The organism is Microvirga lupini, assembly GCF_014191055.1.
GTDB lineage: Bacteria > Pseudomonadota > Alphaproteobacteria > Rhizobiales > Beijerinckiaceae > Microvirga > Microvirga lupini_A.
In genome coordinates, this window is sequence record NZ_JACHWB010000012.1 from 50648 (window position 1) to 67181 (window position 16534).

A 16534-nucleotide genomic window follows, 5' to 3' on the forward strand; every position below is an offset into this window, starting at 1 on the left:
CGAAGGCAAATGGCAGATTATTACCCTCTCATCGCCCGGGCCGTCGAAGGCCTGCCTGAGCAGAATCCCGACAAGCGGCACGCTGTCTATGAGCGTGCCCGCACGGCGCTGATCGCGCAGCTGCGCTCGCTCAACCCGCCTCTGTCCGAGGCGGAGATTCAGAACGAGAGCCGCTCCCTCGACGAGGCCATCGCCAGGGTGGAGGCGGATTATGCGCCGTCAACCGGGTTTGACGACGCCTCGTCCATTCCGGCTGACGAGCCGCCGGCCCGACCGGGGCCTGATGGCGCACGCGGCGCGGGCTCGGTTCACGGATTGCGGGCGCCGGCGCCCCAGCCGGTTCAGGATGACGGGATCGAGGATTCCTACGCCGAGCCGGCCGTGGCCCGGCCCAAGATCGACAGCCGGCCTCATCCGGCCATGCAGAACAAGGGCCGCACACGCACCATCATCTTCGGCTCGGTCCTGGCCCTCGTGATCGCGGCGATTGCGGCCTTCGCCTTCCTGTGGCGCGACCGGCCCGAGGACCTCGCCCCCGAGACCCCGGTGGCGGAGGCTCCAGTGGCGCCGCCGGCCGACTCCAAGATCAACGAGCGCGTCGGGGGAGGGCAGGCGCCACCCCCGGCCGCCACCCCCAGCCCGGCGCCGCGCCAGGAAACGGGCGTCGCGCAGCGCGCGGTCTTCTACGAGGAGGACCCAGCCAATCCGCAGGCCCCCAAGGCGCAGGTCGGGCGCGTGACGTGGCGCCTCGAAGACGTCAATCCGGGCCAGGGCCAGCCGCTGGAGCGGGCCGTGATCGCCAATGTGGACGTGCCGGATGCCGGGCTGACCATGAAGATGGTGCTGCGGCGCAATCTCGACACCACGCTGCCGGCCTCACACACGGTCGAGCTCACCTTCACGACGCGGGCTGGCGATACCAACCGCGTGATCCGTGACGTGGGGCTCCTGCAGTTCAAGAGCGAGGAGGCCGCACGCGGCACCCCGGTCGCCGGCCTGCCGGTGCCCGTGCGCGAGAACCTGTTCCTGATCGGCCTCTCCAACCTGCAGGCCGACGTGGCGCGCAACACGCAGCTCTTCGTGCGCCGCAATTGGGTCGACCTGCCGGTGCGGATGGCTTCGGGCCAGCGCGCCATCCTGAGCTTCGAGAAGGGCGGCTCCGGCGAACAGGTCATCAACGACGCCTTCAGCCAGTGGCAATAGACCGAGGTAGATAAGAGACAGCAAAAAGCCGCGCATGGAGCGCGGCTTTTTTATTAGACGTGCCTTCGAAGCTTTAGGCTTCGGCCGAAGAGGTCTCGATCTGGGTCAGGTTCTTCTTGACCGCGTCCTGGATCTTCTCGAAGGCGCGCACCTCGATCTGACGGACACGCTCGCGGGAGACGCCGAACTCGGTGGAGAGCTCCTCCAGGGTGATCGGATCGTCCGAGAGGCGCCGGGCCTCGAAGATGCGGCGCTCGCGCGGGTTGAGGACGGAGAGCGCATTGCGCAGGGCCTTCAGCCTGTTCTGGCCTTCCTCTTCCTCGACCAGCACCTGCTCCTGGCTCTGACCCTGATCGACGAGCCAGTCCTGCCATTCGCCGCCGCCTTCGCCTTCATCGCGCAGAGGAGCGTTGAGAGAGGCGTCGCCACCGAGCCGGCGGTTCATGTCCACCACATCCTGCTCGGTCACGCCGAGCTGGGTGGCGATCTGCTTGACGTTGTCAGGGTGCAGGTCGCCTTCCTCGAAGGCGGAGATGCGGCCCTTCGCCTTGCGCAGGTTGAAGAACAGCTTCTTCTGGTTTGCGGTGGTGCCCATCTTCACGAGGGACCAGGACCGCAGGATGTATTCTTGAATCGCCGCCTTGATCCACCACATGGCATAAGTGGCGAGGCGGAAGCCCTTGTCGGGCTCGAAGCGCTTGACGGCCTGCATCAGGCCGACATTGCCTTCCGACACCACCTCGCCGATCGGCAGGCCGTAGCCGCGATAGCCCATGGCGATCTTGGCGACTAGGCGCAGGTGGGATGTGACGAGCTTGTGGGCAGCTTCGCGATCTCCATGCTCGCGCCAGCTTTTGGCGAGCATGTATTCCTCATGCGGCTCAAGCATGGGGAAGCGCCGGATCTCGTCGAGATAGCGCGAAAGGCCTCCTTCATTGGCAAGCACTGGAAGCGCTGTAGCCATCGTGTCTCCTCCTTTGGCTCCCTCACCGCGAGGCAAGCCTGCGGCGGCCCCCTCCATGGCTGGCCGCCCGACCTCTCCATATAATCGGTTCAACCTTGTCCGAATAGAGGCGTCAGGCTTCAAGACGTGGTGAACGCATCAGAATCGCAAGGGTGCCAGCGTGGCCGGATTTTGCGACCGATTGACGCTAAATCTCTGCCCTCAGGGCCTCAAGCAAGGCGGTGATGTCAGCCGGGAGAGGGCTCTCGAAGCGCAGAAACTCGCCGCTGCGCGGGTGTTCGAACCCAAGGATTGCGGCATGGAGCGCCTGCCTGTTCAGGGCGGTCAGTGCCTCCTTCGAGCGTTCCGACAGGCGGTTTGCCTTGGTCTTGAAGCCGGAGCCGTAGGTTGCATCGCCCAGGAGCGGGTGACCGAGATGGGCCATGTGGACCCTGATCTGGTGCGTGCGGCCCGTTTCCAGCTCGCACCGGACAAGGGCCGCCAAGGGCTGCTTAGACGGCAGGCTCTCCAGGAGCTCGTAATGGGTGATGGCGTAACGCCCGCGCTCCTCACCTACGACCACGATCTTCTCGCGATTGTGGGTGGAGCGGGCGAGCGCCGCCTCCACGGTTCCGCGCCGCCGCTCGGGCACGCCCCAGACGATGGCGAGATAGGCCCGCTCCAGCGGGCCGGTGCGGCCATGGTCGGCAAACTGCGCCGCCAGGGCTTGGTGGGCAAGATCGTTCTTGGCCACCACCAGCAGGCCCGAGGTGTCCTTGTCGAGCCGGTGCACGATCCCGGGCCGCTTTACCCCGCCGATGCCCGACAGGCTGTCGCCGCAATGGGCGATGAGCGCGTTCACCAGGGTGCCGGAATCGTGTCCCGCTGCCGGATGGATCACGAGGCCGGGCGGCTTGTCGATGACGATCACGTCGTCATCCTCGTAGACGATGTTGAGCGCCATCACCTCGCCCGCGGGTTCCGCCGGCACCGGAGGCGGCACGTTCAATCCGATGCGTGCGCCGCCGCCCACCTTGCGGTTGGAATCCAGCACCGGCGCGCCGTCGACAGTCACCTTGCCGTCGCGGATCAGCGCCTGGAGGCGGCTGCGCGACAGGTTGCCCTGAAGCCGCGCCAGCACCCGATCGAGCCGCTCGGGCGCCAGCCCATCCTCCAACGTCCACTCATGCTGCGTCGCGTCCACCGCGTCCTCATTTCCGGCTGGCCCCTGCTTTTTTCAGCAAAAGGGCTTGAAGCAAATCAGAAGGGTGGTTATACGAGCGGCCTCCACCTTGCTAGCTCCCTTCGTCTAGCGGTCTAGGACGTCGCCCTCTCACGGCGAAAACAGGGGTTCGAGTCCCCTAGGGAGCGCCAAAGGTTCTAGGAAAAAGCCCCGCTTCGGCGGGGCTTTTCTGTTTCGAACCAATGGCGCCAGATCACGGTGAAATCGGACTTGGTGATGTTGGCCTTCTTCTCGGAAGAGATGAACTGGCGTGCCGTTCTCAGACGTGAGCCCTCGGTGTGGCGTTGAAATGCTCTGTCACAGTATCGGGGAGATCCGGGCATCGCCGGTCGAGCCGAGATTCGTGTCGAACACAAGCAAGTCATGCTGGCTCCGGTTCATGCGAGGGCGGCAGCGACCGCCCTCGGAGATGAGGATGTCATTCGGCCGGCGTCAGATGAGCGGCCCTGCCGTGTGCAACATCCCGCGCCGGGCGGAAGACAAAGTAGGCGAAAAGGATCATGGCGGCCAGCACTATGAGGGACGCAAGGGCGGCAACGGGATCGGCCGCCTGATAGCCGAGATGAATGGCCGAGACGGCAACCGTGAGCACGACGGTGCCGATCGACCAAAGGACCACCTGGATCATGGCCAACCGGCTCACGTCGAGGGCAGGACGGCGCTCGTAATAGATGCCGAAGAGGAACAGCGAGACCCATCCCAGCAGATTGAGGTGGGCGTGAGCCGGCATGAGGGCGTGGTTCTGGGTCGCAGCCATGCCAATTCCCATGGCCATGCCGGCAATGACGAACAGAACGGCGAGCCTGAAGCTCAGCGAAGAAGCGTGCATGATTGATGGTCCTCCGGAAAGTAATCCCTGGCTGATTTGCGTTTTTTGATTACAGCCGAGGTCACAGTGAAGGATGTGCGTGAAATCACAACTCCAAATAATTCAATTCGTATTTATAGTAACATTGCATTGATCGCCTAACTAGGCCGATTGATGGATCAGAATCATTGGGAAGCTAAAGATAATGAAAGTATTACTCGATAAACTGGCATTATACTTAGATTCTGAAAGAGAGCATGGATGCAAGAAGCCTGCGGAAAAGGGGTACTATTCAGCTTTGCGGGGCCGTGAGCTGAAATACTCTTCTTTGGTGGTGCTTGCCTGCCATCAGAAGTTCTGGATAAATTCCTTCAAACAACAGATTACAGCCGGCAAGGGAGGGTATTTCCGCCTTGTCGGCTCAAGGATTGGCCGGCAGGCTATCGAGAGGGGCAATCTATGGCCACGTACAGCATCTACAACAATACCGCTCTGTCCGCGGAGGGCTTCTTCCCGATTGGCGTCACAATCAGCCAAGCGGATATCGCGGGGAACGGCCGGGATTATACCTTCACGGTCGGAGGCGAGACCCGGATCGTTCGAGTGTACTGGAATCCGGATACTCTCAATATCTATGCAATCGGGTTGTATGATGCGGATGAGGAATCCCTTGGAGAGATCCTTGAGACCTCTATTCCTCTGACGGCCTTCGAAGCCATGTGGTTTGACACTGCGCAGTCGGGGGCGGAGGTCTTTGCCTTCATCTTCAGCGGCAATGATCAGATGGATGGCAATGACGCCGAGAATACATTCGTGCCCGGTCTCGGCAACGACGAGGTGTTCGGCGGCGGCGACAACGGCATCAACGATTATGATTACGTGAACTATGCGGCCGATAATCGCCAGCACGGCATCACGGTTGACCTCGTGGATGGTGATGCCGAAGACGATGTGGGCAAGGTCACGAGCCGGGGCGGGGCACCGGAAACCGACATCCTGCATTCGATCAACGGCGTTTATGCCACCAGGCATGATGATCACCTGATCGGTGACGATCGCGATAACGAGTTCTGGGCCGGGCTCGGAAACGACACGATCAATAGCGGCGGGGGCTTCGATGTCATCGGCTATAACGGCCCCGAGACCCGCACGAAGGGCATCGTTGTGGAATTCGCCTCCGATCAGGCCGGCACGGTGGTCGGAGAGGACGGTGAAACCGACACCTTCTCCGAGATCGAGGCTGTCTACGGAACCCAGTTTGGCGACAGGTTCACAGGGGCGGAAGGTTACCAGAGATTCCGCGGATTTGCCGGTAACGACACCTTCGATGGTGGTGAGGGTGACGACGAGGTCGATTACAGGAACGATACCCGCCAGATTGACGGGGCGGGGATTCGCGTGGATCTGTCGCAAGTGGAGGATGACGGCTCCGTTCTCGTGCAGGGCGTGAACGGCGACACCGACAGGCTCTTCAGCATCGAGTACATCCGTGGCAGCCGCGACAGCGACACGATCACGGGATCCAACGGCTCCAACCGCCTGCGCGGCGACGCGGGCGATGACGGGATCAAAGGGCTAGGTGGCGATGATCGTCTAGAAGGCAGTGCAGGCAGCGATACGCTTAATGGAGGTGCAGGTTGGGATACGCTCGACGGAGGTGTAGGCGATGACGTCCTGATCGGCGGCATTGGGGCCGACACAGACGAGGATTACTTCGTAGGTGGCCTTGGCAACGACACGATCTATGGCGGCGAGGTCGCGCAGGACGACAAACCTGACACCAACTGGAACGATCTCAGTTACCTGGACAGCGGCCTGTCGGGGATTACGGTCACTTTCGCCGATAACGCCAATCGGTACGGCTCGGGAACCGTCGTGAAGCCGGAGGGAGGCGGCACCGACACCTTCTACAACATCCATGTGGTGCGCGGCACGAATGGAAATGACACCTTCATTGGTGGTGAGTCGAGCGTCTCCCAGCGGTTCGTCGGGTATGGTGGTGCCGACACCTTCGTTGGCTCGAAGGGCGTGAACGAAGTTGATTATCGGGCCGAGTACCGAGCTGCTCCGGACGAGTTGAAGAAGGGCATGACCATTGACCTGAGGGGCGGGGATACCGTGACGGTGACCGATCTGTTTGGTGACATGGATACGCTCACCAGGATCGAGCGCATCCGCGGCACGGAAACGGATGACGACATATTCGGCAACGATCTCGACAACCGCCTGCGCGGTGACAATGGCGACGACCGTCTGACGGGTGAAGACGGGAACGATCGGCTCGAAGGCGGTGCCGGATGGGACTCCCTGGATGGCGGCTCGGGCAACGATGTTCTGATTGGCGGCGTTGGCGCTGACACAGATGAAGATTACTTCGTGGGCAGCACCGGCAACGACACGATCTATGGCGGCGAGGTGACGGAGGAGGACAACCCAGACACCAACTGGAACGACCTTGGCTATGGTAGCGGGATTTTCTCCAGCATCGAGGTCGTATTCACGCCGGGCGAACGGTATGGCACCGGAACGGTCGTGAAGAGGGGCGATAACGGAGAGATCGTCGGCACCGATCAGTTCTTCAACATTCACGTCGTGCGGGGCACGTCTGGAGCTGATAAATTCATAGGCGCCACGAGCCCGGCCGAAAGCCCGGTTCCCCAGCGCTTCATCGGTCTGGCCGGTGCGGATGTCTTCGACGGCACTGACGGTGTCAATGAGGTCGACTACCGGGCTGATTATCGGGCAGCTCCTGCCAACCTGAAGAAGGGCATGACCATCGATCTGAGCACCGGAAATACCGTGACGGTTGCCGATCTGTTTGGTGACATGGATACCCTCACCAGGATCGAGCGGATCCGCGGCACGGAAGCGGCCGACCGGATCCTCGGCAATAATCTCCACAACCGCCTACGCGGCGACAGTGGAAGCGATACCCTGTCCGGCGGAGCAGGCGATGACACCCTGGATGGTGGTGTCGGGGCCGACACGGCGGTCTACAGCGGTGCCCGATCCAATTACCACGTCGCGAACAACGGAACGACTCTGACCATCGCGGACAAAGTCGGCGGAGAGGGAACCGATACCGTCATCGATGTCGAGGTCTTCAACTTCAACGGGACGGTCCTGAATCTCGCCGAGGTGATCAATCACGGCTCGGCCATCAATCTGGCCGGCGGCATGGTGTTCGAGAACAGCAAGACCGGTGAGGATGTCGGCACCCTGTCGGTCGCCAATCCGGATGCCCTGAGCACGCACACCTACACCCTCATCAACGACGCGGGGGGACGCTTCCAGCTTGCGAGCGACAACAAGACGATCGAGGTGAAGAACGGGCTTCTGCTCGATTATGAGCAGGCGATGACCCACACGGTCGTGGTGCGTGCGACCGATCAGTTCGGCAAGAGCGTCGATCAAACCTTGACCGTTGTCCTCAAGGACATAGCGAAGGAGACCACGGCCGGCACCAGCGGAGGCGATACGATCTCTGGCGGCTCCAGCACCGATAATCTCTCCGGCGGTGCCGGCAACGACAGCCTCAACGGCGGTGGCGGCAAGGACAAGATCAACGGCGGCACCGGCAATGACAGGATCATTGGCGGATCCGGCCAGGACTCGCTCACCGGAGGGTCTGGCAAGGATATCTTTGTGTTCGCCAACAAGGACACGGGCACCAGCAAGGGAACGGCCGACTACATCACCGACTTCTCCGGTCGGGGAGGAGACAAGATCGACCTGAAGCTCATCGATGCCGATGTGAAGAAGAAGGGCGATCAGGCCTTCTCGTTCATCGGCAAGAACGCCTTCACCAAGGCCGGTCAGGTGCGCTACGAGAAGACCGGCAAGGACACCTACGTCTATCTCAACACCGACAGCGACAAGGCGGCGGAAGGCGTGATCAAGCTCAAAGGCGCCATGGACCTGCAAAAGGGCTGGTTCGTGCTGTAACTGATCTGGAGCTCCGCCGCATGGAGGCAGAGCATATGACGGGGAGCCAACACTCCCCGTCATCCTTTAAGGATGGTCCATATGGCCCCCGCACGAGCATGATTGGGCCGTGCCTCGGCTCCTCATCGACGCTGTCGCTCCATCTGCCAACGCAAACAGCCCGCGCGTGCGGGCCGTTTGGAACCATTGCCGATCAGCTGCGCTGGGTCACGCGCTCCTTGCGGGAGTCCGAGGCCTTCTGCTTGCGTTTGCTGGCCTTTTTCCAGGATGGTCTCATACGGGCTTTGCGGGCCACGGGCTTCTCCTATGGGTTGCTGCCTTGCTTGGCGCCGGGAGCATGACGGTCGGTTCTCTCGAGACCTTTCCGCTGATCGTTCCCGGTCAAGCTCCGGTTGCCGGATGAGCGGTCGCCCTGTTCGACATGATCCCGGCCGGCTCGGCCTGGATGCACGATGCTGGTGTTCACGCTCTGCTCGGCCAAGCCCTGGGCGCCGTCTTCGCCTTTGCCTGGCATAGCCTCAGCTGCCGCTCTGGATGTCGCGACGGTTGGCTCCGGAACTCATGCCCTGCTGATCCTTGAGGGCATGCTCGCATCGGTCCACATGGCTTGCGGCGCGCTGCTGCATTTCCTGGGTGTTATGGCAAGGGTCGCTCACGTCTTGCTGACAGAACTGGCATTTCATGATGGCCTCCTTTGGCACGAACAGGAGGCCAACGTGAGGGTGCGGTCGGAGTTCCGGTCCTGTTTAGAAGCTTTCCATTCGACGTTGCTCGAACCTCAGCCGTAGAGGTAGCGCGGCAGCCACAGGCCAAGCTCCGGGAAGATGTAGAACATCGCCATGGCGACGATGACGAGGAACAGGAACGGCATGACGCCTGCGAAGATGTCGTTGATGCTCACATGCGGCGGCGCGATGCCCTTCAGGTAGAAAGGCGCCATGGCGACGGGTGGCGAGAGGAACGACGTCTGGATGTTGAGGGCGATCAGCACGCCGAAGAAGATCGGATCGATGCCGAAATTGTCGAGAAGCGGCAGGAAGATCGGCACGAAGATCACGACGATCTCCGTCCATTCCAGCGGCCATCCGAGCACGAAGATGATCACCTGGGTCAGGATCAGGAACCAGAACGGCGAGAGGTTCAGATGCGTGACGAAATTCTCGATGGGCTGATGGCCGCCAAGGAAGGCGAAGATCGACGAGAAGATGAAGGATCCGACGAAGAGCCAGCACACCATGGCGGAGGTACGGGCGGTGAGGATGACGGATTCCTTGAGCTTGCCGAACGAGAGGGAGCGATAGGCTGCGGCGAGCAGAAGGCTGCCCAGCGCGCCGACGGCTGCCGCTTCGGTCGGTGTCGCAATGCCAAAGAAGATCGCGCCCAACACGGAGAGGATGAGGAGGGCCAGGGGGAAGAAGGACGTGGCCAGCGACCAGAAGATTTTGACGAGTGGAACCTTGCGTTGCTCCGCCGGCAGCTTGGGGGCGAGGCTCGGATTGATAGCACATCGGATGAGCACGTAGCCCATGTATAATCCGGCCAGCATCAGGCCAGGGAAGAGAGCGCCTGCATAGAGCTTCGGCACGGATACGCCGGCGGTGGCGCCATAGAGGATGAGCATCACGCTGGGCGGAATGAGAATGCCGAGGCATCCGCCGGCGCAGACCACGCCGGCCGACAGACGCACATCGTATCCGGCGCGCAGCATGGCCGGGAAGGCGAGAAGCCCCATCAGCGTGACGACCGCGCCGACAATACCAGTCGCAGTGGCAAACAGAGCACAGGTCAGCAGTGTCGCGATGGCGAGCGATCCGGGCAGACCGCCGACCGCGATCTGGATGGAGTGGAACAACCGGTCGAGGATGTTCGCTCGTTCGATGATGTAGCCCATGAAGACGAAGAGCGGGATGGCCACGAGGGTGTCGTTTGTCATCACCGAATAGGCGCGCTGCACCACGAGCGCGAACACGATGTCGCCCATGGCGAAATAGCCGAAGCCAAAACCGAGCGCCATCAGCGTGAACGCGATGGGAAATCCGAACATGATGAAGACCACGAACAGGCCGAGCATCACCACGCCCAGTTCGGGATTTCCCAGCCCCCAAGATGCCAGCATCAGACGGTCCCCTTCGTAAGGCCTTGTTGTTCGGCTTGCTCGAGAATGAGCTTTTCGGTTTCTTCGACGTCATGAAGTCGGGGAGGCCACTCGCCGGTGCGCAGGCATTGGATGCAGCGGATGACCTCGGCAATGCCCTGGAAGGCCATCAGCACGCCGACGATCGGGATGAGCGCCTTGAACGGGTAGATCGGCGGTCCGTTGGGCGAGTTCATGGAATGCTCGTTCATCATCCAGGACATCTGGGTGAACGGCAGACCGGCATAGATGAGAGCGAGAATGCCGGGAAAGAAGAACAGGAAATAGAGCACGAGATCCAGAGCCGCCTGCCGGCGCGGCCGCCAGTTGCGATAAAGGAAGTCGCCTCTCACATGGCTGTTGCGGGCCAGCGCATAGGGACCCGCCACCATGAAGAGCAGGCCGTAGAGCATGTAGCTCGCATCGAAGGCCCACTCGGTCGGGGCTCGCAGCACATAGCGCGAGAACACCTCGTAGCAGACGGCGAAGGTCAGGGCGACGATCGACCAGGCGATTGTCTTGCCGATGAACGTGTTGATGCGGTCGATGAAATAGACAAAGCGCATGGATCGAAGCCCTTTCACGAGCCTTCGGAGCGTGTAGCGAGGGCGGCATGAGACAATGCCGCCCTCGTCTTGAGCAGTGCTTTTCAGAAAGGTTTTCGCACCGTTCTTCAGGTCGTCTTGAAGAAGTGGTCGTAGGCCATGTCGCGCGAAGGCTCGTTCAGGCGCTCATAGGCGTAGGTGCGCTGCACCCAAGCTTTCTGGCTGTCGATCACCTTCTTGAAGAATGGGTCTTTCGAGAATTCCTCGATGACCTTGTTCCAGGCATCGAGCTGCGCCTTCAGCACGGCGTCGGGCGTCTTCGTTACCTTGACGCCGCGGGCGCGGATGGCCTCAAGATCCTTGGAGTAGCGATCGAGAGCCTTCCAGGACATGTCCGCCGATTCCGACTCGGCGGCATATTTGATGATCGCCTTCAGCTCCGCCGGAAGGGCATCGTACTTCGCCTTGTTGAAGATGAGCTCGAAGGTCTCGCCAGACTGGTGATAGCTCTGGAGCATCAGGTTCTTCGACACGTCCGGGAAGCCGAGCACAAGATCCGAGGACGGATTGTTGAACTCGGCGCCGTCGATGACGCCACGCTCCAGCGCAGGCACGATCTCGCCGCCGGCGAGAATGGTGACGGCGGCGCCGAGCTGCCGGTTGAGGTCGGCAGCCAGACCGACGGTGCGGTATTTCAGGCCTTTGAAGGCATCGGCCGAGGTCACTTCGTTCTTGAACCAGCCGAGAGGCTGCGCCGGCATGGGACCGGAGACGAAGCCGACGATGTTGAGCTTCAGGATCTGGTTCTGCAGCTCGTTGTAGAGATCGTAGCCGCCACCATAATTCATCCAGCCGAGGAACGAATTGGCGTTCCAACCGAAGGATGGACCCGTGCCGAAGAGGGCATAGGCTTTGTTCTTGCCGTACCAATAGGCGGCGACGCCGTGGCCGCCGTCGAGGATGCCGGCATGCACCGCATCCTGCAGCTGGAAGGCCGGCACGACGGCGCCGGAGGCGAGAACGTCGATCTTCAGGCGCCCGCCAGACATATCGTTGATGCGTTTGGCGAAGTCGTTGCAGAATTCATGAAAGATGTCGCGGTTCGGCCAGGTCGATTGGAATTTCCAGGTGGCTGTCTGAGCTCTGGATACCTGGGGGGCTGCGACCGTAGCTGCGGCTCCGAGGCCGGCAACTTGCAGGAAACGACGGCGGGACTGCTTGGATGCACTCGAAGTCTTGGACGCTGACGAACTGTCTTTCTTCACTGCTTCCTCCCTCGACATTTATCATTGTGAAGGACCGCGTTTTCTTATGCTGGAACGCGTTATTCCGCAGAGGATGGTGTGTCATTTCCCCTATGACTTCAAGGGGTGCAGGTGGGCATGCGGCATAGACATCTGGATTAGATACGTTTTACTTTCCCGGTCGTCTTTCTGCGTCGGTTTTGCGATGCGAAGACCTTCAGGAAACCGTCGCTCCCTGGGCAGAGCGGCTCGCCGTCGCGCGCATGGCCCTTCGATGAGCCGCTTGCATCGAAGCCGTCTCGGCCATGCATCACGCGCTTGTGATGATCAGGCACTCTCAAGGGCTTGAGCAAGATCCTCGAGCAGGTCGTCCTTGTGCTCCAGTCCGACCGACAGGCGTACTAGGCCATCCGTGATGCCCATCTCGGCACGCTGCTCGGGCGTGAAGCGCTGGTGCGTGGTGGTGGCCGGGTGAGTGACGAGGCTTTTCGCGTCGCCCAGATTGTTGGAGATCCGGATCAGCTTCAGGGCGTTCAGGAAGCGGAAAGCGCCTTCCTTGCCGCCCTGGACGTCCAGCGCGATCATGGTCGAGGCGCCGCTCATCTGGCGCCGGATCAGGTCCGCCTGAGGGTGGTCGGGGCGACCCGGATAGGTGAGGCGCCGCAGCTTCGGATGGTCGTGGAGCATATCCGCGAGGAAGCCGGCGGTGGTCGTCTGCTTTTCGACGCGCAGGGGAAGCGTCTCAAGACCTTTCAGCAGAACCCACGCATTGAAGGGCGAGATCGATGGTCCCGTCATGCGAAGGAATTGCTGCACCTTGTTCTCGATGAACTCGGTGGAGCCAAGGATCACGCCACCCAGACATCGGCCCTGGCCGTCGATGTGCTTGGTCGCCGAATACACGACGCAATCGGCGCCGAGCGCGAGCGGCTTCTGGAAAAGCGGCGTGGCGAAAACATTGTCGACGGTGAGCGTCGCGCCGGCCGCATGGGCAATCTCGGCAATCGCCGCGATGTCGAAGATCTCCAGGCTGGGGTTGGTCGGCGTCTCCAGCAGGAAGGCCTTGGTCTCCGGTCTCACGGCATTGCGCCACTGGTTGAGATCCGCGCCGTCGACCAGCGTGCAGCCGACGCCGAACCGGGGCAGGAAATCCTCCACCACCCAGCGGCAGGAGCCGAAGAGCGCACGCGCCGCCACCACATGATCGCCGGCCTGCACCTGCCCAACCATGGCGGCTGTCACGGCCGCCATGCCGCTCGCCGTGGCCCGGGCCGCCTCCGCGCCCTCGAGACCGGCAATGCGCTGCTCGAAGGCGTCCACGGTCGGGTTCGAGTAACGGCTGTAGCTGTAGCCGGCCTCCTCGTTCAGGAAGCGCCGCTCGGCACTCTCGGCGCTCTCGTAGATGAAGCCCTGCGTGAGGAACAGCGCCTCGGACGTCTCCCCGAACGGCGTGCGCTGGTTGCCCTCGTGGACGAGGCGGGTTTCGAGGCGGTAGGATGGCTCTTGAGGCGTGGTCATGAAGCAATCCTACGGTTGTTCTTTATAAAGAACAACCGTATTATTTTGCCGGAAAGTCTGGTCTTTTCTTAGCGCACATCGCCCCGGAGAAACTCCTTGCGGGTTTCCTCGATGAGACGCTTCACGCAGGGCTCGAGCGACGAGCGCCAGTGCGGCAGCACCACGCCGTGCGTCTCCTTGAGCCTGGTGCAGTCGAGCCGTGAATTGGCTGGCCGCTTGGCCGGGGTCGGGTAATCCGCGGCCGCAATCGGCCGCACCTTCGCCGAAGGCCCGCCGAGATGAGCCGACAGGGTGAAGATCTCGGTCGCGAACTCCGCCCAGCTGGCAAAGCCCGTTCCGGCCATGTGGAACAGCCCGCGAAGGTTCTTGTCGTCGGGTCTCTCCAGCAGGTTGCGGCTGACCGCGATGATGCCGTCGGCAATGTCCAGGGCACTGGTCGGCGAGCCGTGCTGGTCGGCCACGACTCCAACCTCGTCGCGATCGCCAGCGAGGCGCAGCATCGTCTTGACGAAATTCTTGCCGAAGGGGCTGTAGACCCAGGCGGTGCGCAGGATGGCGTAGTTCTCGGCCTCGGCCGCAACCGCCTCTTCCCCTAAGAGCTTCGAGGCGCCGTAGACGCCCAACGGAGCAACGGGGTCATCCTCCCGGTAGGGGTGATCGGCGGTGCCGTCGAAGACGTAGTCGGTGGAGATGTGGATCAGGGGCACGTTCATGGCAGCCGCAGTGCCGGCCACGACACCGGCACCGATGCCGTTGATGGCCTCGGCCAGTTCCGGGACGGACTCGGCTTGGTCGACGGCGGTATAGGCGGCCGCATTCACGATCACGTCGCCGCCGGTCTCGATCAGGGCATCCTCGATGCCGGACGGATCGGCAAGGTCGAGCTTGGGACGGCCCACGAGCACGGCCTGTGCACCATGGGCCCGTGCCCGCTCCGCCAGGGAGCGGGCGACCTGCCCTTCCTTGCCGATGACGATGATACGCATGAAACTCGAACCCTCTTCGATCTGGAAGCAGCTTTCTCACAGGAGCTGCCAAGCACATGTCAATTGCCGATGGCAACACCTTCGCGGCGGCTGTCAGCACCGCCCACAAGTCCTGCCGGGGTGACAACGATGGCATGGATGCCGGAGTTCTGGTCGATCAGCTTGACCTCATGGCCCTTCGCTTCCAGCGCGGCCTTCCAGGCTTCCGCCTCGGTGCCGGCTTCAAGCTCCGTCGGTCCGTTGCGGCTGCCCATGTTGGGCAGATCGGCGGCCACCTGCGGATCGAGCTTCCAGTCCAGGATGCCGACAAGGGTCTTTGCCACATAGTTGGGGATAAGACTTCCGCCCGGTGAGCCCACCACCGCGTAGAGCTTGCCGCTGCCGTCGAGCACCATGGTCGGCGCCATGGATGAACGTGGGCGCTTGCCGGCTTCGACACGATTGGCGATCGGCTTGCCGTCCTCGGTCGTGGCAAACGAGAAGTCCGTCAGCTCGTTGTTGAGCAGGAACCCGCTCTTCGTCATGATCCGTGCTCCGAACCCATCCTCGATGGTGGTCGTCATGGACACGGCATTGCCGTTGCGGTCGACGATGGAGATGTGGCTCGTGCCGTATTCAATCCCCTCTGACGGTCCCCAGAGGAAGGTTTTCTGGAACGGCGGGTCGCCGGGCTTGGCCTTGCCCATGGACCTGTTTGGATCGACCAGAGCAGCACGGCTCTTGATGTAGCCGGGATCCGTCAGTCCCTTGACGGGAACATTCACGAAGGCCGGATCGGCCAGGAAGAGGGCGCGGTCGGCATAGGCCAGGCGGCCCGCCTCGGCGAACAAGTGCGCCGCGTCAGGGCCGGGCTTCATGGCGGCCATGTCCTGGGTTTCGAGGACGCCCATGATCTGCTGCACGGCGACTTGGCCGGAACTCGGCGGGCCCATGCCGCAGACCCTGTAGACGCGATAGCTGCCGCACAGGGCCTCACGCTCCTGCACCCTGTAGCCCTTCAAATCGTCAAGGGTCATGTCGCCGGGATTGGTCGGATGTCCCGTCACGGTCGCCACGATGTCCTGGGCGATCTCGCCTGTGTAGAAGGCCTCTGCCCCCTTTTCGGCGACGGTGCGGAGCGTCTTGGCGAAGGCCGGGTTCTTCAGGACGGTTCCGACCGCCTTGGGCTTGCCGTCAGCTTCATAGAAATAGGCCCGCGCTACAGGATCGTTCTGAAGGTACTTCTCTTGGGTCAGCAGGCCGTTGAGGCGCGGCGAGATGGTAAAGCCTTCCTCGGCCAAGCGTGCAGCCGGCTCGATGACCTGCTGCCAGGACAGCTTGCCCCAATTCTTGTGCGCCATTTCGAGCAGGCGCGGCGTTCCCGGCACGCCGACCGAGCGACCGCCCACCACCGCGTCGTAGAACTTCATCGGTTTGCCGTCAGGTCCGAGAAAGCGCTCGGGCTTGGCCGCAGCCGGCGCTGTTTCGCGCCCGTCGAGGGTTGTCATGGTCCGCCCATCCCAGAAGACCATGAAAGCACCGCCGCCGATGCCGGAACTCTGCGGCTCGACGAGGTTGAGAACCAGCTGAACGGCGATGGCGGCGTCGACCGCGCTGCCGCCGGCTGCAAGGATCTCACGGCCTGCCTGGGCGGCTAATGGATTGGCGGCCGCAACCATGTCCTTCGTTGCCGTGCCGCTGGATTTGAGGGTGCGACCTGTCGGTGCTTCGGGAGAGGGGGCGACGGCCTGAGCCCATGCCAAGGGAGCAAAGGGCAGGCTGGCCAGAAGACCGAGGCTCATGAGGCTTCGGCGAAGGGTGCTCTGAATCATCATGCGACGCGCTCCCTGATTGACCTGGATTATTCCGTCAATGAGGCGAGCCTAACAAAGGATCATCCCTTTGCGCCACTTCCATTCGGCACCGAAAAAGAAGAAATTCTGCTGATGTTGCGCTGCAATATCACACTCCTGTCACCGTTGTCCG

At 62.1% G+C, this 16534-nt stretch carries 12 protein-coding genes and 1 tRNA gene; 4 read left to right on the forward strand and 9 right to left on the reverse strand.

The genetic code is table 11. The features are described 5' to 3' along the window. The first annotated feature begins 9 nt into the window (after positions 1-9). A complete protein-coding gene (locus FHR70_RS23165) occupies positions 10-1203 on the forward strand; it encodes a histidine kinase (protein ID WP_183454699.1) in 1194 nt (397 codons plus the stop codon). A gap of 73 nt (positions 1204-1276) precedes the next feature. On the opposite strand, the gene rpoH is transcribed toward FHR70_RS23165, so the two are convergent. Both rpoH and FHR70_RS23175 read right to left on the reverse strand, forming a co-directional pair. Beyond that, a complete protein-coding gene (gene rpoH / locus FHR70_RS23170) occupies positions 1277-2167 on the reverse strand; it encodes an RNA polymerase sigma factor RpoH (RefSeq protein WP_183454701.1) in 891 nt (296 codons plus the stop codon). 187 nt (positions 2168-2354) lie between these two features. Beyond that, positions 2355-3350 carry an RluA family pseudouridine synthase gene (locus FHR70_RS23175; RefSeq protein WP_183454702.1) on the reverse strand — a complete coding sequence of 332 codons (996 nt, stop codon included), beginning with the start codon at positions 3348-3350 and terminating at the stop codon, positions 2355-2357. Positions 3351-3444: 94 nt separating this feature from the next. On the opposite strand from FHR70_RS23175, the gene FHR70_RS23180 reads away from it, so the two are divergent. Continuing rightward, a tRNA-Glu gene (locus FHR70_RS23180) sits at positions 3445-3520 on the forward strand. A 287-nt stretch (positions 3521-3807) separates the two neighbouring features. Here the strand turns inward: FHR70_RS23180 and FHR70_RS23185 are convergent. After that, positions 3808-4218, reverse strand: coding sequence for a hypothetical protein (locus FHR70_RS23185; protein WP_183454703.1), 411 nt, complete (start codon positions 4216-4218; stop codon positions 3808-3810). A 438-nt stretch (positions 4219-4656) separates the two neighbouring features. On the opposite strand from FHR70_RS23185, the gene FHR70_RS23190 reads away from it, so the two are divergent. Continuing rightward, positions 4657-8142 carry a cadherin domain-containing protein gene (locus FHR70_RS23190; protein WP_183454704.1) on the forward strand — a complete coding sequence of 1162 codons (3486 nt, stop codon included), beginning with the start codon at positions 4657-4659 and terminating at the stop codon, positions 8140-8142. 452 nt (positions 8143-8594) lie between these two features. Then, positions 8595-8930: a hypothetical protein gene (locus tag FHR70_RS23195; protein ID WP_183454705.1), complete on the forward strand. Its 336-nt coding sequence runs from the start codon at positions 8595-8597 to the stop codon at positions 8928-8930. Here FHR70_RS23195 and FHR70_RS23200 read toward each other — a convergent pair. From FHR70_RS23200 to ggt, 6 genes are all read right to left on the reverse strand, one after another. After that, positions 8921-10258, reverse strand: a complete 1338-nt coding sequence (locus FHR70_RS23200; RefSeq protein ID WP_183454706.1) for a TRAP transporter large permease — start codon at positions 10256-10258, stop codon at positions 8921-8923. The genes FHR70_RS23195 and FHR70_RS23200 overlap by 10 nt on opposite strands. Next, positions 10258-10842: a TRAP transporter small permease subunit gene (locus FHR70_RS23205; protein WP_183454707.1), complete on the reverse strand. Its 585-nt coding sequence runs from the start codon at positions 10840-10842 to the stop codon at positions 10258-10260. The genes FHR70_RS23200 and FHR70_RS23205 overlap by 1 nt, the downstream gene beginning before the upstream one ends. 107 nt (positions 10843-10949) lie before the next feature. Further along, positions 10950-12086: a twin-arginine translocation signal domain-containing protein gene (locus FHR70_RS23210; RefSeq protein WP_183454708.1), complete on the reverse strand. Its 1137-nt coding sequence runs from the start codon at positions 12084-12086 to the stop codon at positions 10950-10952. A gap of 306 nt (positions 12087-12392) precedes the next feature. Then, on the reverse strand, positions 12393-13583 hold the full coding sequence (locus FHR70_RS23215; RefSeq protein WP_183454709.1) for an O-succinylhomoserine sulfhydrylase: 1191 nt from the start codon (positions 13581-13583) through the stop codon (positions 12393-12395). A gap of 68 nt (positions 13584-13651) precedes the next feature. Further along, positions 13652-14569 carry a dTDP-4-dehydrorhamnose reductase gene (gene rfbD / locus FHR70_RS23220; protein WP_183454710.1) on the reverse strand — a complete coding sequence of 306 codons (918 nt, stop codon included), beginning with the start codon at positions 14567-14569 and terminating at the stop codon, positions 13652-13654. 59 nt (positions 14570-14628) lie between these two features. Beyond that, complete coding sequence (ggt, locus tag FHR70_RS23225; RefSeq protein ID WP_183454711.1) at positions 14629-16383, reverse strand: gamma-glutamyltransferase; 1755 nt, start codon at positions 16381-16383, stop codon at positions 14629-14631. Positions 16384-16534 lie beyond the last annotated feature (151 nt).